Raw genomic sequence first — 19,653 nt, forward strand, 5'->3', positions numbered from 1 at the left:
CTTTTTTCGTACCGTTTTATTGTATCAGCAAAGGGGCCGCACAGACAATACGGCCCCTTTTTTTCAGCGTTCCCACGGGAATCGCCCTCTTTTTTTGGCTAGTTTGCCCTCACTTCTCCCCGCCGGCAAAGGGCACCCTCTCGGCCCGGCAGATGCGACGGATCGCCTGGCTGCCGCAGATGAGGGCGATGGGCAGTCCGCCGGTGGTCTGGCACCACTGGCTGGCAAGCAGGGCGTTTTTCAGCCCCTTGACCCGACCGTCGGCCGCCATCTGCCCCGCGCCCGGCGTTTGGAGCCCTACCGGGCCAGCTTGGTGTACAGGTCGCCGATGATGCGGTCGCGGCGGACGCTGTAGACGTAGAGGATGGGGTGGTTGCAGGGGCAGATGCTGTAATACCCGTCGTAGGAGGGGATGGGGGCGGGTTCCAGCCGGGCCTCGGTGCAGTCCATCTCCAGCAGCCAGGCCACCGGGGCCACGTCCCAGATGGTGCGGCTCCAGAAGGGGCCCTGGCGGTTTCGCTCCGCCTCCTCCCTGGTGATGTCGCAGAGGTAATCGCAGAGCTGGTTTTTCCCCCGCAGCCAGTGCTCGATTTCGGGGCCGGTGGTGGTCAGGGCCGAGACCACCCCGTTGCAGGGGAAGAGCACCACCGGCACCCCGCACCCCAGGAGGACGCGGGCGGCGGCCACATCCTGCAGCATGTTGAACTCCTTGGTGTTGAACCACTCCAGCGCGTGGCCCCCCAGCCAGAGCACCACCACCTTGCGGGCAATGGCCGGCTCTATCAGCAGGGCCGAGGCCACGTTAGTGATGGCGCCGATGGCGATGACGTAGAGGGGGTCGCCGTCGGGGCGGGCCATGGCCCGGGCCACCAGGTCGCGGGCGGCCGACGAGTCCACCGGGGTCTCCTCGTCGGCCAAAAAGCGGTCGGAGCCGCGGTAGACCATCTGCCCGCAGTCCCCCTCCCGCCCCATCAGCGCCAGGATGCGGTGGGTCTCCTGGTAGCTGCGCTCCATCCCCTCGGCGGCGCTGGCCACCTTCTCGTTGTGAAAGGGGGCCGCGTAGATGGCCTGCAGGTCGATCCGCTCGGGGGAGCGGAGGATGTAGGCCAGGGCGAACTGGTCGTCCACCTCGTTGAAGGGGTCGGTGTCCAGCACCGCGCTCACCCGCCCGGCGGGCTTTTTGAGCCGACTCACGATGAATTCCGGCGGGATGTCGTGGGCCGGGGCCGGGTGGTCGTAGTGGATGTCCATAAACTCTTCCAGCAAACTGTGATAGCGCATGAAAAGCCTTCCTTTCTCCGGCAGGGCTTGCCTGCCCCAGTGGGGTCCCTCACTGCCCTCACTCTACCACATCCGCCGCCGGCTGTCTGCACCCGGCGGAAAAATTCCCCCTTTCGGGCAAAAAACGACCTGTCCCCGCAAGAGACAGGCCGTTTTTTCCCTCTTTTTTACCCCACCAGGTCGATGGGCAGGCTGGCCACCGCGTTCCAGCCCAGTCCGGCCAGGTTGCCGGCGCAGTACTCGTAGTACCCCTGGGAGGCGATCATCGCCCCGTTGTCCCCGCAGAGGGAGAGGGGCGGCAGGTAGAGGGCCAACCCCTCCTCCCGACAGCGCTCGCTCAACTTCCCCCGCAGCCCCGAGTTGGCGCTGACCCCCCCGGCCACCGCCAGGGTCTTGTAGCCCAGGTCCCGGGCCGCCGCCAGCAGGTTGTGGCAGAGGATGTCGGCCACCTTTTCCTGAAAGCTGGCGCAGATGTCGTCCACCGGCAGTTCGGCGCCCCGCTGGGCGGCGTTGTGGGCGGTGTTGATGACCGCTGTCTTGAGGCCGGAAAAGCTGAAGTCGTACTTCCCCGCCACCTTGGGGGTGGGGAAGGAGAAGGCCCCCTTGTCCCCCCGCTGGGCGGCCTTGTCCAGGGCGATCCCCCCTGGGTAGGGGAAGCCCAGGGTGCGGGCGGCCTTGTCAAAGGCCTCGCCCGCGGCGTCGTCCAGGGTGCGCCCCACCACCCGAAACGCGGTGTAGGAGAGCACCTCGATGATGTGGCTGTGCCCCCCCGACACCACCAGGCAGAGAAAGGGCGGCTGCAAGTCGGGGTGGGCGATGTAGTTGGCGGCGATGTGCCCCCGCAGGTGGTGCACCGGCACCAGGGGTTTCCCCGCCGAGTAGGCCAGCCCCTTGGCGAAGTTGAGCCCCACCAGCAGGCAGCCGATCAGCCCTGGGGCGTAGGTCACCGCCACCGCGCCGATCTCCTCCAGGGGGACCCCCGCCTCTTCCAGGGCCTGGCGGTAAATCTGCGAGATGGCCTCGGCGTGCCGGCGGGAGGCGATTTCCGGCACCACCCCGCCGTAGAGGCGGTGCTCCTCGATCTGCGAGGCCACCACATTGGAGAGCACCTCTCTCCCGTCCCTCACCACCGCGCAGGCGGTCTCGTCGCAGGACGACTCAATTCCCAGTACCAGCATCCTCTGCCGCGCTCCTTCCGTCACTCTCTAGTCGCAGGTTCAAAATCAGGGCGTCCTCGTCCGGCGCCCGGTAAAACCGGGGCCGCCGCCCCGCCGCCGCAAACCCCAGCTTGCGGTAGAGGGCCACCGCCCCCCGGTTGGAGGCCCGCACCTCCAGCGAACAGAGGGCGGCCCCCGCCGCCCGGCCCCTCTCCAGCAGGGCGAGCGCCAGGGCCTCGGCCACCCCGCGGCGGCGGCAGTCGGGCCGTACCGCCAGGGTGTTGATGTGCAGGTCGTCGGCCACCAGGGTGGCAAAGAGGTAGCCCGCCACCCGCTGCCCCCGGTCCAGGACGCAGAGGCAGAGGGCCCCCGGCGCCCCCGGCGCGGCCAGCACGTCGCCCCGGCCCCAGGCGCTGGGGCCGAAGGTCGCCGCCTCGATGGCCGCCACCTCTTCCAGCAGCGCTCCCTCGGCGGGGAGCACCGTCCAGCTAGCGGCCATCGGCGCCCAGCTCCTGCAAGATGCCGTTGACCGCCGCCGAGATCTGCGACAGACAGGCCCGGTAGGCCTCGATCCCCTGGCCGTAGGGGTCGGAGACGCCGCCCCCCAGCAGGTGCACCTTCTTCATGCTGCCGCTGTCGAGCACCGCCTCCAAGATCTCCCGGTGCTGCTCGGTCATCACGTAGATCTCGTCGGCGTCCTCCACCGCCCGCATGGTCAGGGTGCTCGAGCGAAAGTCCCCGCTGTCGATCCCGATCTCCGCCAGGGCGGCGGCCGCTTCGGGGGTGATGGTGTCCCCCGGAAAGGCGGAGAACCCGCAGCTTGCGCAGGTGATGCTCTCATCCCTGCACCGGGCGCGAAACACCAGCTCCGCCATGGGGCTGCGGCAGGTGTTGCCGGTACAGGCGAACAGGATTTTCATTTCGCACTTCCCTCCGTCACTCTCGTTGTCTCTGTCATCCCTTGGCCAGGTACCAGTTGACGCCGGTGTGGGCGTCCACCACCAGGGGCACCGCCAGCGCGGCCGCGCCCTGCATCTCCTCGGTCACCAGGTTGGCCACCCGCTGGGCGTCTTCCTCCCGCGCCTCCACGATCAGCTCGTCGTGCACCTGCAAAATCAGTTTGGCGTCCAGCCCCTCGTCGCGCAGCCGCTCCCAGACCCGGCACATGGCGATCTTGATGATGTCCGCCGCCGTCCCCTGGATGGGGGAGTTCATGGCCATCCGCTTGCCCAGCGCCTGCAACACCTTGTTCTTGCTGGCCAGCTCCCGGATGTACCGGCGGCGGCCGTAGAGGGTGGTGACGTACCCGCAGTCCCGGGCGTCCTCCACCGTTCTCTCCATAAAGGCGCGCACCCCCTGGTAGGTCTCCAGGTAGCCCTTGATGTAGGCGTCCGCCTCGGCCACCGATACCTCGATGTCCTGCGCCAGGGAGTAGGCGCCGATGCCGTAGACGATGCCGAAGTTGACCGCCTTGGCCCGGCGGCGCATCTGGGGGGTCACGAAGTCCAGCGGCATCCCAAACACCTGGGAGGCGGTGATGGTGTGGATGTCCTGCCCGCTGCGAAAGGCCTCGATCATCCGCTCGTCATCTGCCATGTGGGCCAGCACCCGCAGCTCGATCTGGGAGTAGTCGGCGTCCACCAGGGTGTAGCCCGGCCGGGCCACAAAGAACTTGCGCAGCTCGCTGCCCAGGGGGGTGCGCACCGGGATGTTTTGCATGTTGGGCTCGGTGGAGGAGATGCGCCCGGTGCGGGTCTCGGTCTGGTTGAAGCGGGAGTGGATCCGCCCGTCCTCCCGCACCACCTTCAACAGCCCCTCCACATAGGTGGATTTGAGCTTGGTGTAGCTGCGGTAGTCCAGGATGTCCTGGATCACCGGGTCCTTGCCCAGCAGGCCGTTCAGGACGTCGGCGTTGGTGGACCAGCCGGTCTTGGTCTTCTTGCCGTGGGGCAGCCCCAGATCCTCAAACAGGGCGACGCCCAACTGCTGGGGGCTGTTGATGTTGAACGACCGCCCCACCCGGTCGAAGATGCGCTGCTGCACCTGGGCGATGTCCAGGTCGAGCATCTCCCCGTACTGGCGGATGCCCTCGCAGTCCACCGCGACGCCGGTCTCCTCCATGTCGCAGAGGACCTGGGCCAGGGGCAGTTCGATGCGCGCCAACAGCTCGGTCTCCCCCGCTGCCGCCAGCTTCTCTTGCAGGGTGGCGAGCAGGGGCATCAGGGCGGCGAGCTCCCCCTTCTGGGGCAGCTCTTCCTCCAATGAAAAGGCCGGGGCGGCCCCGTACTCGCCGATGAGCGCCTCCAGCTGGTAGGCGCTGGCGGTGGGGTTGAGCAGGTAGGCCGCCAACATCCCGTCAAAGGCGATCCCCGCCGCCTCGGGCAGCAGGTGGTAGAGGGCCTTGCTGTCAAACACCCACTTGGCGACCGTTTCATCTGCCAGCAGGGGGGCGATTTCGGCGAGGCCGGGGTAGAGGGCCACGTCCGTCCCCCGCACCGCCGCCCAGCGGCCGTCCTCCAGCGCCAGCACCCCCACCGGCCCCTCGCCGGCGGGCAGGGCGTCGGCCACCCGGGCAGAGGGCAGGGGGGCGGCCTCTTCCCCGCCCTCGGGGGCGGGGGCCGCGCCGTCGGGGTGCAGCCCCAGGCGGCCGATGAGCGACTGCATCTCCAGCCGGGAGAGGGTCTGGTAGAGCCAGCCCTCGTCCGCCGGGGCGGTCTTGTAGTGGCTCAGGTCCCCGTCGATGGGGACGTCGGTGCGGATCTCCGCCAGCTGGCGGGAGAGGTAGGCCGTCTCCCGCCCCTTTTCCAGTTTGGCCCGCACCCCCGGTTTGATGGCCGGGTCGTCCAGGTGCTCGTACACCCCGTCCAGGGTGCCGAACTGGGCGATCAGGCTCAGGGCGGTCTTCTCCCCGATCCCCGCCACCCCGGGGATGTTGTCGGAGCTGTCCCCCATCAGGGCCTTGACCTCGATCATCTGGATGGGCTCGACCCCGTAGCGCTCCCGGATCGACTCGGGGGTCAGCACCTCGGACTTCTGGGTGGTGGAGAGGCGCACCGACACCCTCTCGCCGATGAGCTGGTAGCTGTCCCGGTCCCCGGTGCAGAGGACGCAGTCCTCCCCACCCTCCCGGCAGAGGCGGGCGAAGGTGCCCAGGATGTCGTCGGCCTCAAACCCCTCCACCGCCAGCAGGGGGTAGCCCATCTTCTGCAAAATCTCCTTGAGCAGGGGCAGTTGCTGGGCCAGCTCGTCGGGCATCCCCTTGCGGCCGGCCTTGTACTGGTCGTACTGCAGGTGGCGGAAGGTGGGGGCCCGCAGGTCAAAGGCAATGGCGATGCCGTCCGGCTCCACCTCCTGCCGGATGCCCAGAAGGATGTTGAGAAAGCCGTAGATGGCGTTGGTGTAGCTGCCGTCCTTGGTGGTCAGCAGCTTGATGCCGTAAAAGGCCCGGTTGACGATGCTGTTGCCGTCGATACAAACGAATTTCATCCCAGTCTCCCCTCCCCCGGCGGCCGTTCGGCCCGGGGCGATATGCGCGCAAAAACAGATGGTATTAGTATACCACAAAAACCGCCCGATTGGTTGTATCCCGCCGGCTTTTTTGGTAAAATACAGCGTGTGCCCCGGGGCCGGCCGGCCCCGGGCCAAATTTCGAGTACCTGAAAAGAGGAGGGATCGCCGTGTTGACAGTCGGCGGCAGGGAAATCGCCTGCCCAGTGAGTCTGGCCCCCATGGCCGGGGTGGCCGACAGCGCCTTTCGCCAGCTCTGCAAGGAGTTTGGCTGCGGCCTCCTCACCAGTGAGATGGTCAGCGCCAAAGCCCTCACCATGAGCGACCGCAAGACGAAAGACCTGTTGCGCCGCGCCCCCATCGAGGCCCCCTTTGCCATTCAGCTCTTCGGCGATGACCCGGAGATCATGGCCCGGGCCGCCGAACTGGTGATGGCCTGGAAACCCGATTTTATCGACATCAACATGGGCTGCCCCGCCCCCAAGATCGCCGGAAACGGCAGCGGCAGCAGCCTGATGAAAAACCCGCCTTTGGCGGCGGCCATCGTGCGGGCGGTGGTGGCCGCGGTGGAGGTGCCGGTGACCGTCAAGATCCGAAAGGGGTGGGATGAGCACTCGGTCAACGCCGTGGAGGTGGCCCTTCTCTGCCAAGAGGCGGGGGCCGCCGCCGTCGCCGTGCACGGCAAGACCCGGGAGCAGATGTACGCCCCCCCGGTGGACCGCGCCGTCATCCGCCAGGTGAAGGAGGCCCTCTCGGTGCCGGTCATCGGCAACGGTGAGATCGACTCCCCCGAGGCTGCGGCGCAGATGTTTGCCGAGACCGGCTGCGACGGCATCATGGTGGGGCGGGGCGCCCTGGGCCGCCCCTGGCTCTTTGCCCAGATAAACGAGTACCTGCAGACCGGCGAGGTGTGCACCCGCCCCACCCCCCGCCAGAAGATGGCCTGCCTGCTGCGCCAGGCCGAACTGGCCATTGCCCACAAGGGCGAAAAGCGGGCCATGGCCGAGATGCGCAAACACGCCGCCTGGTATTTTAAGGGGGGGCGGGGCGCCTCCAAACTGCGGGCCAAGGCCGGCACCCTCACCACCTATCAAGCCCTGGAGGAGATGACCAAGGAGGCCCTGGACTTGGGCTGCCTGGAAAATGGATAAAGTCTGCACCCGCAGAAGAAGGCCCTCTTTTTAAAGGGGGCCTTCTTCTCTCTCCGGCCGCGCCTCTTTCAGCGCCCACTCGCAGCACTGCAAAATCAACGAGTTGAGCGAGGTCCCCACCTCTGCCTTGGTTTGCAGCCGTTTTCCGCATATTGCCCCAGTGGGGCGAACCGTTATGGCAGCCAGCTCTTTGGCAGCTGATTGGCGAAAAATCGGCGGCGTCCCGCACCCTTGCCCCGCCGGTTATTCTACAACGGCCATAGACCATTGCATTATTCAATGCAATGGTCTATTATTTATCATATTTTATACTTGCTTTTATTCAAACATACAGGGCAACCATTTGGGGGGAGAGTTATGCTAAAATTGTGCGTGCTTGAAAAATTGAATCAGATGGGGAAAACAAAATATTGGCTCTACAAACAGATGGGGATGAGCTATCAAAACTTTAGTAGGATGGTAAACGGCGAAACCCGATCCATCAAGTTCAGCAATCTGGAACTCTTGTGCAATATCCTGGACTGCGAGCCCGGGGATCTATTTGTATACGAAAAGTAGCTCATCTTCTCTGGGCAAAGTACGCTTGCTTTTTTAAACGCCTGTTTTCTGCGCTGCACTCAAAAAGATGTTCTATCGGAGAAGGGTTTGGAGGCAAACTGTCTGTTATGCCCCCAAACCCTTTTCCTGTTTACTATTAAACGCATCTGCTTGAACCTGCCTGGATACCCCTTCCGCCAATTCCCACAGACGCTGGACGAAGACCGCCGCCGCATCATGATTCGCGGCGGGCGGTGTCTGGCAGTCTGTCACGCCCTCCCCTGTCAGCCGGCACCCCTACGAAAAACCGCGGCAGTCCGCAGAGTGCTTGACCTCCATATTGTCGAGGGAGTAGCGGCAGCGCTGGGAGACCAGTTCGTTGACCGAAATGTCTTTTTTTGAGGCACACTTTGCCAGCTCGTCCACCAGTTCTTTTTTCAGTCGGAAGGTCTTACTGACGTACTCCTCTTTTCTCACTTCAAACACCGCAACCACCTTTCTTGCAAATTGCGTTGTGAGACAACCTGCACCCTTCCCCTAAAAACTTCAACTTAGGGCCAAAAATATTTTCGCTTTCTCCGCGCAATTCCAGCTTTCCTGTCTCGCGTTACCCACTTTTGTTTCATTTTAACAGAAAGCAGGGATACAAGCGGTTGCAAAAGTGAGACAAGCCAAAATAAAGGTGGATTTGCATGGAACGGTCGAAACAATCGACCTGCTGTTGACAGGGTAGATAAGCCCCAACGAATGTCCAGAAGGCAAAGTCGTGCAAGATAGATTCGCCTATTTTCGCTCTTGCGGCATGCTGGAGCGAGAAATCGGATACGCCAGAAGCAAGCTGGAAGAGCGCTTGGGAATTGAAAATGAAGGCGAAGACATGATGGCCATCGCGCGCAGCTGCGAATGGATGCAAGAACTCCTCGCCAAAAAAATATATTTTTACGCCCGCTATTTTGCCCTGCAAGAATTTTTAAAAGAACAACTTTGGTAAACAAAAGGGAACTGCGCCGAATCGGTGCAGTTCCCTTTCATTTGACAGATAAAATGAACTCAACGGCGGCTTCCCCCGCCAATTTCCACAGATGTGGGGGCGTCCCCCGCGGCGGGCGGTGTCCGCCAATCCCTCGGGCCGCCCCCTTCTTCACCGGGCAGCGAGCCCGGGGCGAAAGTGCGCGCCGCCCGTCTTTTTGGCCGGGGCTATCCCCTCTTGCAGACCAGCAGGGCGTGGTTGCTCATCCCGGTGCAGGACTCGCTGTTCGCCATGCTGTCCAGCAGCGGTCTCATCCGCTCGAACTTTTCATCGTCCATGGCCTCGACGGCGCTCATGGTCACAAAGAAATCGGTGCCGAGGTTTTTCACCTTCTCGAAGCCGTATCTCCGGGCGACCGCCTCGATCTCCTCGGGCATGGTGTAGAAAAACAGGTCAGGGTTCAGGTCGTCCCTGCTCTGCTCCAGCAAAAACGCGTTTGCCCGCTCGTTGGGGTAGCGCTCCCTGAGCTGGTCGTGCACGCAGCCGCCCGCATAGACGCCGACCCGGCTGATGTAGGCAAAGGCGGCCACCCCACCCCGCCTGCAGATCCGCCTGCACTCGGAAAACACCAGTTCCCGCTCGTCCGGGGGCAGGTGGTACAGGGGTCCGAGGCAGAGGACGACGTCGAAGGCGCCGTCTGAAATCTCCCGCAGACAGGTGGCGTCCCCCAGCTGCGCTCGCACGTTTGCAAGCCCCCTCTTGGCCGCCTTTTCCCGGAGCGCCGCGACGTGTTCCGGGACCAGGTCCACCCCCAGGTACTCCCGGCACCGGTCGGCGAAGTGCAGGGCGTAGTAGCCGGTGCCGCAGCCCAGCTCAACCACCGACGCGCCCTTGCCGACATACCCGTCCAGGTGGCGCTTGGTGTAGTAAAATTCCAGCCCGGCGTACCGGGACTGGGTGGCCCGGCCCTCCTCCTCGCCGCCCCGGTACTTCTCCCGGATCTCGCCCTCGTTCCTCGCCATCTTTCCTCTCCCCTCCCCTTTGCGGGGCGCCCTACTCGAACGCCTTCTGCGCGGCGGCCTCCTCCACAAATTCCAGCGGGTGCTGGATGAGGGCCGCCACCTCCTGTGCGCTGTGGCCCGCGGCCAGGTAGCGCCGGGCAATCACCCCCATGTCCTCCCCCACCTCGATCAGGTGGCCGTCCGGGTCGTAGAGGCGCACCACCCGCTGTTTCCACTCCTGCTCCTTTGGCGGACCGGCCAGCTCGACCCCGCCGTACCTCTCCACCCGGGCGAGGAAGGCGTCGAAATCGTCCACCTCGAAGTAGAGCTCCATGTTGTGGCTGCGCGAGGCCACCGATGCCGGTTCCAGCCCGGTCAGCCAGGCAAAGTCCTCCTGCACGGCAAAGCCGCCGTCAAAGGTGACGTTCTTGCCCAAATCCAGGCTCACCTTCTGCCCGAAGAGGGCCCCGTAAAAGGCCTTCGAGCGCTCCACGTCCTGCACCGCCAACAGCGGCAGCCGGTATTTGATCTCCATCCCTCTATCCCTCCATCTCGTCCAGGCTGCGGTAGTAGCCCGGCATCAGCTTTTCCAAAAAGTAGTCCACCTCGGGCAGGCGCATCTGCCGCAGGTCCCTCTCCTGGGCGGCCTTGGCCGCCCCGAACTCGGTGTTGCCGCTCTTCTCCTCCTCGATGCACTTGGCCAGGGCCGACAGCTTGTCCGCCGCCTTCACCAACTGCTCCACCTCCGGGTCGGCAAAGGGCTCAAAGTAGCGGGCAAAGTCGGGGCGCAGCTCTTCGGGCAGCATCCCCAGCAGCCGCTCGTCGGCAATGCGCTCCACCTGTTTGTAGGCCCCCCGGATCTCGTCGCTGTAATATTTGACCGGGGTCGGCAGGTCGCCGGTGATGATCTCGCTGGCGTCGTGGTAGATGGCGCAGAGGGCCAACTGCCCCAGGTCCACCTGTCCGCCGTAGAGGCGGTTGCGCACCGCCCCCAGCCCGTGGGCAATCATCGCCACCTCCAGGGCGTGTTCCGACAGGTTTTCGGTGCGGTTGTTGCGCATCAGCCCCCAGCGAGCAATGTATTTCATCCGGGAGACCATCCCGTAAAAGTTGTACTCTGCCATTCCAAACCATCCTTCCCAAAATCGGCCGCCGGTTTTTCACAGGTTGCACAAAGCGGCCCAAAAGGCCCAAATCCGACGGAAAAATGTGCTATAATGACCGCAAGCGGTTGTCGCCCGTCCCGGGCGGCCGCCCTTTGGCGGCGGTATCCGGCCGCAGGGCAGGGAGCAGACGACATTTGCACCTGCCCGGTCCCCCGCACGCACAGCCGTTTTGCGGCCATTATACCATGAAAGAGAGAAAGCAGGAAGTGAGCATGCAGCCAACCTCCCCCCTCGCCGGCAATGCCGCCGGCCAGAAAGAGCGCACCGCGGCGGTCTTTTTTCTCTGCTGCCTGATGGCGGCCCTTTTTTTGCTGCCCTTTGTGGTGGCCGACGGAGGGGTCTTCCTCTACTTTGGCGACTACAACGTGCAGGAGATCCCCTTTTACCAGCACGTCCACCAGTTGGTGCGCAGCGGCCGCTGGTTCTGGGACCTGGGCACCGACTTGGGGGTCAATTTCATCGGCTCATACAGCTTTTACATGCTGGGCAGCCCCTTCTTCTGGCTGATGCTCCCCTTCCCCACCAGCTGGGTGCCCTACCTGATGGCCCCCATGTTCTGCCTCAAATTCGGGGTCTGCGGTCTCACCACCTACGTTTACCTGCGCCGGTTTGTACAAAACCGGGACTACGCCATGCTGGGGGCCATCCTCTACGCCTTCTCCGGCTTCACCGTCTACAACATCTTCTTCAACCACTTTGTGGACGTGGTGGCCATCTTCCCCCTCCTCCTCATCGGGCTGGAGCGGTATGTGGTCGACGGCAAAAAGGGCGGCTTCGCCATCGCCGTGGCCCTGAACATGATGCTCAACTACTTCTTCTTTGTGGGGCAGGCGTTCTTTTTGCTCCTCTACTTCCTCTGCCGCCTGCCCTGCCGGGAATTCCGCGTCACCCCCCGGGTCTTCTTCGGCCTCGCCTTTGAGACCGTTCTCGGCTGCATGGGGGGGCTGGTCCTCTTTTTGCCGGGCATCCTCGCCGTCCTCGGCAACCCGCGGGTGGACAACTTCCTCTTCGGCCAGAACCTGCTGTTTTACGGCGAGACCCAGCGCTACGGCGGGCTGCTCTCCTCCCTCTTCTTCATGCCGGAAGTCCCCTCCCGGCCCAACTTCTTCCCCCAGGAGTGGGCCAAGTGGTCCTCCATGTCGGCCTGGCTGCCCCTCTTTTCCCTCACCGCCCTCATCGCCTATTTTCGCACCGTCAAAAAGAGCTTTGTCAAGCGGGCCCTCGTCGTCTGCGCCGTGATGGCGGCCGTCCCCATCCTCAACAGCGCCTTTTACGCCTTCAACAACTCCTACTACGCCCGCTGGTTTTACATGCCCATCCTCCTGATGTGCCTGGGCTCGGTCAAGGCGCTGGAACTGCCGGGGGTCTCCTTTCGCAAGCCCGCGATCGCCACCGGGGTGGCCATCGGCTGCTTTGCCCTCATCGGCCTGGTGCCGGCCAAGAAGTCGGGCAAGATCGTCCTCGGGGCCGAGGCGGACACTCTTCGCTTCTGGGTCTGGATCGCCTTTTCGGCGGCCTGCCTGGCCCTTTTCTGCCTGCTCCTGCGCCGCCGGCGGGAGCACCCCCTCTTCTTCCGCACCACCCTGGCCTGCCTCTGCGCGGTGAGCGTGGCCTACTCCCTGGTCTATCTCAGCTGGGGGCGCAAGTACTCCTACGGCAGCGACTACATGCGAAACACCGCCCTCGCCGGCGGAGCGGGCATCGTCCAGCAGGACGACAGCGGCTTTTACCGCAGCGACTACTACAGCGCCATGGACAATTTGGGGATGTTCTGGCAGACCAACACCATCCAGTGCTTTCACACGGTGGTGCCGGTCTCTCTCATCGAGTTTTACGAGTACCTGGGCGTCACCCGGGACGTCCACTCCAACCCGCCCATCGAGCAGTACGCCCTGCGAAACCTCCTCTCGGTCAAATACCTCTACGACGACCAGAGCTTTGCCCAGTCCGCCCCCATCGGGCAGCTGCCGGGCTACCTCTCGCTGGGGCGGCGGGGCGACTTTGAGGTGTACCAGAACCAAAATTACCTGCCCATGGGCTTTGCCTACTCCCAGTACATGACCCAGTCCCAGTGCGACGCCCTGGCCCAGTCCATCCGCTCCCGGGCCATGCTCCAGGCCGTCCTGCTGGACGAGGAGGGAATCAACGAGAACCAGGACCTGCTCTCCCCCGCGCCGGACATGCTGGACGCCGAGTTGGAAAGCTACAACCTGAAAGCCGACTGCGACGCCCTGCGCGCCCAGTCCGCCTACGCCTTTGAGGAGACCCGGACCGGCTTTCTCTCCCGCACCGACCTGGCGCGGGAATCCCTGGTCTTTTACAGCGTTCCCTACGACAAGGGGTTCACCGCCACCGCCAACGGCAAACCGGTAAAAATCTACCGGGCCAACGCCGGTTTCATGGCGGTGCGGGTCCCGGCAGGGGAGTGCGAGATCGTCTTTTCCTACGACCCGCCCGGCCTCACGGTGGGGAAATGGGCCTTTGTGGGCTTTGCGGGCATCTACCTGCTCTACCTCCCCCTCTGCCTGCGCTCGGCCCGCCGCCCCGGCCCCCCCGCCCGCCGCATCCGGCGGGCGCGCTGAAGGGCGCTTCAAAAAATAGCCCCTTTTTTTGGCGGAAAGGGCAATTGAAAAGACCGGGCAAACCGGCTATGATGAAAGGTACAAAATGGGAGGGAATCTATTCCCCCGCCAATGGACACAGACAAATTCGCGATGCGATATGAGGAGGCCTGACAGATGGGCGATTACAGAGCACTGCAAAATGGAAGCGACATCCGCGGCGTTGCGTTGGAGGGGGTCGCCGGCGAGCCGGTGAACCTCACCGAGCAGGCCGCCCGGGAGCTGGCGGCCGCCTTCGCCCTCTGGCTGTCCCAGAAGACCGGCAAGCCCCTGCCCCAACTCACCGTCTCGGTGGGACGGGACTCCCGCCTCTCCGGCCCGGCCCTGCTGGCGGCCGCCGCCGAAGGGCTGCAGGACGCCGGGGTATCGGTGGTCGACTGCCAGATGGCCTCGACCCCGGCCATGTTCATGTCCACCGTCCTGCCCGGCCACGGGTACGACGGGGCCATCATGATTACCGCCAGCCACCTGCCCTACAACCGCAACGGGCTCAAATTCTTCACCAGAGAGGGCGGACTGGAACACGAGGACATCGAGGCCCTGACCGAGCTGGCCCTGGGCGAACTGCCCAGCGGGCAGAGCGCCCCTGTGCGCCAGGCCGACCTGATCTCCGACTACGCCCTGCACCTGGTGAAGAAGATCCGCGAGGGGATCGACGACCCCGACCACTACAACCAGCCCCTGCAGGGCTTTAAGATCGCGGTGGACGCGGGCAACGGCGCGGGCGGCTTCTTCGCCCAGAAGGTGCTCTGCCCCCTGGGGGCCGATGTCTCCGCCTCCCGCTACCTCGACCCGGACGGCCGCTTCCCCAACCACGTGCCCAACCCCGAGGACCCGGCCGCCATGCGCTCCATCATCGAGGCGGTGAAGGAGGGGGGCTGCGACCTGGGTCTCATCTTCGACACCGACGTGGACCGGGCCGGCGCGGTGGACCGAAACGGCAAGGAGATCAACCGCAACCGACTCATCGCCCTGCTCTCCTGCATCGTGCTGGAGGACTGCCCCGGCGGCACCATCGTCACCGATTCGGTCACCTCCAGCCACCTGGGCGCCTTTATCGAGGAGCTGGGCGGGGTGCACCACCGTTTCAAGCGGGGCTACAAAAACGTCATCAACGAGTCCATCCGCCTGGCGAAGGAGGGGGTCCCCTCCCCCCTGGCCATCGAGACTTCGGGCCACGGCGCCCTCAAGGAAAACTACTACCTGGACGACGGCGCCTACCTCTGCGCCAAGATCCTCATCAAGGCCGCCACCCTGCGGCAGGTGGGCAAGACCATCGACACCCTGCTGGCCGATCTGCAGGAACCGGCCGAGGCGGTCGAGCTCCGCTTCAAAATCAAGGTGCCCGACTTTGCCGCCTACGGCAAGCAGGTGTTGGCCGACCTGGAAAGTTATGTCGACGCCCAGCCCGGCTGGGAGAAGGCCCCCCAGAACCACGAGGGCATCCGGGTCAGCTTCTTCGACGAGGGGGAGCGGGGCTGGTTCTTGCTGCGGATGTCCCTGCACGACCCCATCCTGCCCCTGAACATCGAGAGCGACGACTGCGGCGGGGCCAAAAAAATCGCCGAGAAGGTCTACGGCTTCATCCAGCGCTACGACCAACTGGACATTCAGCCCCTGAAAACCTATCTGGGCCTCTGACGCGCAAAAAAAGAGAGAGCGGCCGCCAACCGGGCGGTGGCTCTCTCTTTTTTTCATTGTCCTACTGGGGCCAGCTCTCCAGGCAGAGGCGGCAGGCCTCCCGGTCCACCGAGGGGGGCAGGGGCTGGATGCCCGGCCGGGCCCGACCGGCCAAAATCTCCTCCAGGCTCAACAGCTGCAGGGCGTACCCCAGGTCCATCACCTCCAGGGGGTTGCCGGCCCCCGCCGCCAGGTTGATGGGGTTGGCGCTCTGCAGCAGGTAGGCGCTCCTGTCGGCAAAGCGAAACTCCTCGATCTCGCCGGGCAGCCGCCGGACCTCCCGGGCAGTGGCCCGCAATCCCTCCACGTCGATTTCCATGTTGTAGTGGCCGGCGTTGCAGAGGATCGCCCCGTCCCGCAGCAGGGGCAGGTGGCGGGGTCCCAGCACGTCAAAGCGGCCGGTGACGGTGACCACCAGTTCCGCCCGGGGCAGCAGCTCCTCCAGCGCGCCGGTGCGATGCCCCTCCACCCGGGCCTTGAGCAGCCGCACCGGGTCGGTGTCCCAGACCATGGTCTGGGCCCCCAGGGCCCGCAGCCGCTGGGTGATCCCCGCGCCGCAGTAGCCGTAGCCCACCACCAGCACCGGCTTGCCCCCCAGCAGCATCGAGGTGGCCCGCAGGATCCCGTCCACCACCGACTGGCCGACCCCGGCCTCGTTTTCGATGAGTCGCTTCACCGGCGAGTCGTCGATCACCAGCAGGGGGAAGTCGGGGGCGATCCCCTCCCGCTCCAAAATCAGCCGCCCCGAGCGGGTCTCCTCGATCCCCCCCAGGGGCCGCCAAGCGGGGGCCTCCCGCGCAAACTGCTGCAGGATGCCCGCGCCGTTGTCCATCAACAGGTCATAGGGCCCCTCGGCCAGGGCTGCGCGGAGGTTTTGCCGCAGGTCCTCCAGCCGGTCGCCCCGGCCGGCAAGCACCGTCACCCCCGGCAGACCAGCCAGGTAGGCTGCCGTCCCCGGTTTGGTGGAACCCAGGTTCCCCACAAAGACGATCCGCTCGGCCCCGCCCCGCAGCAGCACCTCGGTGCGCACCGCGGCCTTGGGCTCACAGTGCATGCAGATGAGGAGGGAGCGCCCCGCAAAGGGCTTCTCCCGCCCGTAGCGCTCGCCGAACTGGCGGAGCACCGGCATCTTGGCCCGCCGCCAGGCGACTTCCGCCTCCCCCTGGGGCGCCAGGGCCCGGTCGTCGATTTTGGATCGCAGCATCTCTTCGTCCTCCTTCGCATTTCTCTCTCCATCATACTCCCTCCCCCGCCGGGCCGTTAGGACAAAGGTCACACTTTCTCTTTTTCCTCCTTGGAGGTATAATGGGGGCACAGAAAGGGGCGATCTGCCGTGACCCTGCGAGAAGCTGCCGTCGGCGATTTGGATTCGCTGTTGCACCTCTATCTCCACCTGCACGAGACCGCTCTCCCCCCGGAGGGGGAAGGGCTGCGCGCCGCCTGGCGGCAGCTGTTGGACGACCCCGGCTGCCACCTGATCGCAGTCGAGGAGGAGGGGTGTATCCTCGCCTCCTGCACCTGCTACCTCCTCCCCAACCTGACCCGGGGCGCCCGGCCCTTTGCCCTGGTGGAAAACGTGGTCACCCACCCCGCCCACCGCCGGCGAGACTGCGCCACAGCCTGCCTGCGCCGGGCAGAAGAGATCGCCCGCCGGGCGGGCTGCTACAAAATCATGTTGATGAGCGGCGCCAGGGACGAGGGCACTCTCTCCTTCTACCGCGAGGCGGGCTTTGACAGCGGAGAGAAGACTGCTTTTATTCGGCGGCTCTAGCCCTGCCGCAAACCGATTTTTCAGAAAGGGGACCTGCCCGTGTCCACCGCCGCCCAGCTCTACGACGAGTGCGGACTGAATCGCTATTTTTCCGCCGACCTGCGCCCCCTCTTCACCCTCTGCCCCTTTCCCAAGGGGGCCCATCTCTGCCAGAAGGGGGCGCCGTTTTCCACCTTCTACTACTTCGTGAAGGGCCGCGCCCAGGTCTACACCCCGCTGGAGAGCGGCGCCCTCCTCCTGCAGGGGTACTACACCCGGCCCCGGTGGATCGGGGACGCCGAGATCCTCCTCTGCGACACCTATTTCTCCAGCGTGCAGGCCCTCGCCCCCTCTCTCTGCCTGGGCGCGCCGCGGGAGGCGGTCCTCCGCGCGGTCGAGGGGGACGCCCGCTTCTACCGCGCCATCGGCCAGGACCTGGCGCAGATGGTCCGCCGCAACGGGGGGAACACCGCCATCAACCTCTCCTACCCCCTCAAGGCCCGGGTCTGCGCCTATCTGGGGTATGAGGCCCGCCAGCAGGGCAGCCTGTTGGTGCAGGTCAACCTATCGGCGGCCACCGCCCTGCTGGGGGCCAGCTACCGCCATCTGCAGCGCTGTCTGCGCCAGCTGGAAGAGGCGGGCGCCCTCCGCCGGGAGCGGGGGCGCATCCTCCTGCTGGACACCGCCCTCTTTGCCCCCATCGAGGGGGGCGGTTACGAGTACGCTTGACCCTGCCCCCCATCCCACCCGCCAAACACCTGGGGGTACTGGGCGGTGACGGCGGGGATCAGCTGCAAAAACAGAGCTGAACTGCACCGCTCAAAGGGGGCCATCTGCAAAAAGACCACCCGCCCCTCCTGCACGCAGGCCATCTCGGCAAAGCCCGGCAGCCGCTGCAGCTCCTCCAGTGTCAGGGCGTCGGTGCAAAAGAGCACCTCCGGCTCGGCCATCCCCTCCAGGGTGGCATACCCTTCCGCGGCCGCGGCGGTGTTCTCCCCCAGCAGCCGTCCGAAGAGGTCAGCTTCCAGCGTCCCCGTCCCCGCCAGGTAGCCCCGCGGGTCGCAGAGCACCGCAAAGCTGGGGCGGTCCGCATCGCCGATTTTTTCATCCAGGGCCGCCACCCAGCTCTCCGCGTCCGCGGCGAAGAGGCGACCTTCCTCCGCCCGTTCGCCGGCAAAGCAGGCGGCGATGTCCCGGTAAAAGCCGGACAGCCCTTCCAGAGTGGTGGGGGCGGCAAGAACCACCACCGGGCAGTCCACGGTCCCCTCGGGCAGGGGCTGGGTGCTCAGCACCAGGTCGGCCTTCAGCTCGGCAATGGCCGCCCCGTCGGGGAGGAGGGCGGTCCCCACCGGCTGGGCGTCCTCCAGCCCGGGCAGCCGGCTGCCGTCGCAGACCCCGGCGATCTGCCCGCCGTAGCCCATCCCCACGGCCGCCTCCGCCCGGTGCTCCGAGAGCACCGCCACCCGCTTCGGCGCGCCGGAGATCGTCACCCCCTGCACCGTCGCCGGGAACCCCTTTTTGCCGCAACCGGCCAGCAGCAGGGCGGCCGCCAGCAGCAGGGCCAGCCCTCGCCGCCTAGCCATCCGCCTCCACCAGCAGGGTGCCCAGCAGCCGCTGGGCGGACTGGGGGGTGAAGGCCGTCTGCTTGAGCTCCCACTCCAGCGCCCGGCGCTTGAGTTCGTCCCGGGGCATCTCCAGCCCCCGCAGGGGGGCCAGCTTGTAGAGCAGCTCCAAATACTCCAACTGGGTCAATTTCTGCAGGGGGAGCACCCGCTCAAAGACGATGCCCGCATCGGCCAGCCCCTCGGCACTCACCGCCGTGGCCGCCAGCGAGACGTTCTCCGGCAGCGCCCCCACCTGGGTAAAGTAGTGGGCGATGGCGCGCAGCTGGGCGTCGGTGATGTCGTCACAGAGCACCAAAAACCGGGCGGGCATCTCCCCCAGCGCCGCAAAGAGGGCCTCCACGTCCTCCCCCCGGCACCAGACCAGCCGGGTGCCCTGGGCGCACTCAAACCAGCAGGTCTTGGCCAGGGTGGTCTTGCCCGCGCCCTCCTCCCCGGTGATGAGCAGCCGGGGCATCGCCCCCTGGGGCGCCAGGGAGAAGATGGCCTGCCCCTTTTCATAGCACCCGTCCAACCCGGCCAGGGTCTCCCGGCGGCTGGGGCCCGACTGGGGCTGGGGCACCAGCTCCCCCTCCTCGGTGTAGCAAAACACCGGGCACTGGGCCGCAAAGCCGCAGCCGTTTTCCCGGTAGTGCTCGGCCAGGCGGACCAGCTCGTCCCCCCAGTCGCCCTCGGCCCGGTATTTCTTGTGCCCCTCGGTCCACTCGGGCAGCACGTCGATGACCCGCTCCCTGTCGCCGTAGGCCGAGAAGAGGAGCACCTTCAGCTCCTTGGCGGAGGCCTTGGAGAGGGCGCAGAGCATGCTCAAATCGTTCTTGGCCGCCTGCCGCAGGTGGGACGGGGTGGCCAAAAAGCCCTCTCTGGCGCAGAGGGCGGAGAAGGGGTTTTCGTCCCGCAGCGCCCGGTCGAAGAGGTAGTCGGGCAGCGAGCCCTGGCCGTCCCCCTCGCAGAGGGCGCGGTAGAAGCCGCACCAGGCCCGGCAGACCTGGTCAAAGTCCCCCCCGAAGAGGGAGCAGAGGCGCTCCAGCTCCCGCAGGGCCGGGCTCTCGGCGGTCTCCCGGTAGAGGGAGATGGACTGGATGTAGAGGTGGAGGGATTCAAAGCGGTTGAGTTTGCTCATGTCGGCGGCTTCCTTTTCGTCTTTATTTTCTTTTATTCTACCGGGTTTGCCCCCCACCGTCAACCAAAGGGCCCATTCCGGCCATCCCCG

The 19,653-nt window shown here is 65.5% G+C and carries 20 protein-coding genes; 7 read left to right on the plus strand and 13 right to left on the minus strand.

Going from position 1 to position 19,653, the window contains the following annotated elements:
- Positions 1-109 precede the first annotated feature (109 nt).
- From GT748_RS06185 to polA, 6 genes are all read right to left on the minus strand, one after another.
- Entirely contained in the window at positions 110-271 is a 162-nt protein-coding gene (locus GT748_RS06185) for a hypothetical protein (protein WP_021659658.1), read from the minus strand.
- 26 nt (positions 272-297) lie between these two features.
- Positions 298-1,281: a nucleoside hydrolase gene (locus GT748_RS06190; RefSeq protein WP_021659657.1), complete on the minus strand. Its 984-nt coding sequence runs from the start codon at positions 1,279-1,281 to the stop codon at positions 298-300.
- Positions 1,282-1,448: 167 nt separating this feature from the next.
- Positions 1,449-2,459 (minus strand): tRNA (adenosine(37)-N6)-threonylcarbamoyltransferase complex transferase subunit TsaD, encoded by a 1,011-nt coding sequence (gene tsaD / locus GT748_RS06195; protein ID WP_021659656.1) that lies wholly within the window; start codon positions 2,457-2,459, stop codon positions 1,449-1,451.
- Positions 2,440-2,937, minus strand: coding sequence for a ribosomal protein S18-alanine N-acetyltransferase (gene rimI / locus GT748_RS06200; RefSeq protein WP_021659655.1), 498 nt, complete (start codon positions 2,935-2,937; stop codon positions 2,440-2,442). The genes tsaD and rimI overlap by 20 nt, the downstream gene beginning before the upstream one ends.
- Complete coding sequence (locus tag GT748_RS06205) at positions 2,927-3,358, minus strand: low molecular weight phosphotyrosine protein phosphatase (RefSeq protein ID WP_021659654.1); 432 nt, start codon at positions 3,356-3,358, stop codon at positions 2,927-2,929. The genes rimI and GT748_RS06205 overlap by 11 nt, the downstream gene beginning before the upstream one ends.
- 34 nt (positions 3,359-3,392) lie before the next feature.
- Positions 3,393-5,924, minus strand: coding sequence for a DNA polymerase I (gene polA / locus GT748_RS06210; protein WP_073261208.1), 2,532 nt, complete (start codon positions 5,922-5,924; stop codon positions 3,393-3,395).
- A gap of 191 nt (positions 5,925-6,115) precedes the next feature.
- Between polA and dusB the strand changes: the two genes are divergently transcribed.
- A complete protein-coding gene (dusB, locus tag GT748_RS06215; RefSeq protein ID WP_353590403.1) occupies positions 6,116-7,096 on the plus strand; it encodes a tRNA dihydrouridine synthase DusB in 981 nt (326 codons plus the stop codon).
- 393 nt (positions 7,097-7,489) lie between these two features.
- Positions 7,490-7,654, plus strand: coding sequence for a helix-turn-helix domain-containing protein (locus tag GT748_RS15465; RefSeq protein ID WP_279286066.1), 165 nt, complete (start codon positions 7,490-7,492; stop codon positions 7,652-7,654).
- A gap of 276 nt (positions 7,655-7,930) precedes the next feature.
- Here the strand turns inward: GT748_RS15465 and GT748_RS06225 are convergent, their stop codons facing one another.
- Positions 7,931-8,119, minus strand: coding sequence for a hypothetical protein (locus GT748_RS06225; protein WP_044992635.1), 189 nt, complete (start codon positions 8,117-8,119; stop codon positions 7,931-7,933).
- A 280-nt stretch (positions 8,120-8,399) separates the two neighbouring features.
- Here GT748_RS06225 and GT748_RS06230 point away from each other — a divergent pair, with 280 nt between their 5' ends.
- Positions 8,400-8,624, plus strand: coding sequence for a hypothetical protein (locus tag GT748_RS06230; RefSeq protein ID WP_044992633.1), 225 nt, complete (start codon positions 8,400-8,402; stop codon positions 8,622-8,624).
- A 206-nt stretch (positions 8,625-8,830) separates the two neighbouring features.
- Here the strand turns inward: GT748_RS06230 and GT748_RS06235 are convergent, their stop codons facing one another.
- The 3 genes from GT748_RS06235 to yfbR are packed head-to-tail and all read right to left on the minus strand — an operon-like array spanning position 8,831 to position 10,728.
- Positions 8,831-9,625 carry a class I SAM-dependent methyltransferase gene (locus GT748_RS06235; RefSeq protein ID WP_021659554.1) on the minus strand — a complete coding sequence of 265 codons (795 nt, stop codon included), beginning with the start codon at positions 9,623-9,625 and terminating at the stop codon, positions 8,831-8,833.
- 31 nt (positions 9,626-9,656) lie between these two features.
- Positions 9,657-10,133 carry a VOC family protein gene (locus GT748_RS06240; protein WP_044992639.1) on the minus strand — a complete coding sequence of 159 codons (477 nt, stop codon included), beginning with the start codon at positions 10,131-10,133 and terminating at the stop codon, positions 9,657-9,659.
- 10 nt (positions 10,134-10,143) lie between these two features.
- Complete coding sequence (gene yfbR, locus GT748_RS06245) at positions 10,144-10,728, minus strand: 5'-deoxynucleotidase (RefSeq protein WP_021659552.1); 585 nt, start codon at positions 10,726-10,728, stop codon at positions 10,144-10,146.
- Between the two features lie 254 nt (positions 10,729-10,982).
- Between yfbR and GT748_RS06250 the strand changes: the two genes are divergently transcribed.
- Both GT748_RS06250 and GT748_RS06255 read left to right on the plus strand, forming a co-directional pair.
- Positions 10,983-13,352: a YfhO family protein gene (locus GT748_RS06250; protein ID WP_243148165.1), complete on the plus strand. Its 2,370-nt coding sequence runs from the start codon at positions 10,983-10,985 to the stop codon at positions 13,350-13,352.
- A gap of 156 nt (positions 13,353-13,508) precedes the next feature.
- A complete protein-coding gene (locus tag GT748_RS06255; protein ID WP_021660283.1) occupies positions 13,509-15,032 on the plus strand; it encodes a phosphoglucomutase/phosphomannomutase alpha/beta/alpha domain II in 1,524 nt (507 codons plus the stop codon).
- A 61-nt stretch (positions 15,033-15,093) separates the two neighbouring features.
- Here the strand turns inward: GT748_RS06255 and GT748_RS06260 are convergent, their stop codons facing one another.
- A complete protein-coding gene (locus GT748_RS06260) occupies positions 15,094-16,275 on the minus strand; it encodes an adenosylhomocysteinase (RefSeq protein WP_044992975.1) in 1,182 nt (393 codons plus the stop codon).
- A 129-nt stretch (positions 16,276-16,404) separates the two neighbouring features.
- Here GT748_RS06260 and GT748_RS06265 point away from each other — a divergent pair, with 129 nt between their 5' ends.
- Together GT748_RS06265 and GT748_RS06270 are read left to right on the plus strand one after the other, a co-directional pair.
- Positions 16,405-16,842 carry a GNAT family N-acetyltransferase gene (locus tag GT748_RS06265; RefSeq protein ID WP_021660281.1) on the plus strand — a complete coding sequence of 146 codons (438 nt, stop codon included), beginning with the start codon at positions 16,405-16,407 and terminating at the stop codon, positions 16,840-16,842.
- Between the two features lie 39 nt (positions 16,843-16,881).
- Positions 16,882-17,550 carry a Crp/Fnr family transcriptional regulator gene (locus tag GT748_RS06270; RefSeq protein WP_021660280.1) on the plus strand — a complete coding sequence of 223 codons (669 nt, stop codon included), beginning with the start codon at positions 16,882-16,884 and terminating at the stop codon, positions 17,548-17,550.
- Here GT748_RS06270 and GT748_RS06275 read toward each other — a convergent pair.
- Positions 17,535-18,404, minus strand: coding sequence for an ABC transporter substrate-binding protein (locus tag GT748_RS06275; RefSeq protein WP_161222320.1), 870 nt, complete (start codon positions 18,402-18,404; stop codon positions 17,535-17,537). The genes GT748_RS06270 and GT748_RS06275 overlap by 16 nt on opposite strands.
- Positions 18,397-19,563, minus strand: coding sequence for a hypothetical protein (locus GT748_RS06280; protein WP_021660278.1), 1,167 nt, complete (start codon positions 19,561-19,563; stop codon positions 18,397-18,399). The genes GT748_RS06275 and GT748_RS06280 overlap by 8 nt, the downstream gene beginning before the upstream one ends.
- Positions 19,564-19,653 lie beyond the last annotated feature (90 nt).

The organism is Bittarella massiliensis (ex Durand et al. 2017) (genome assembly GCF_009876955.1).
GTDB lineage: Bacteria > Bacillota > Clostridia > Oscillospirales > Ruminococcaceae > Bittarella > Bittarella massiliensis.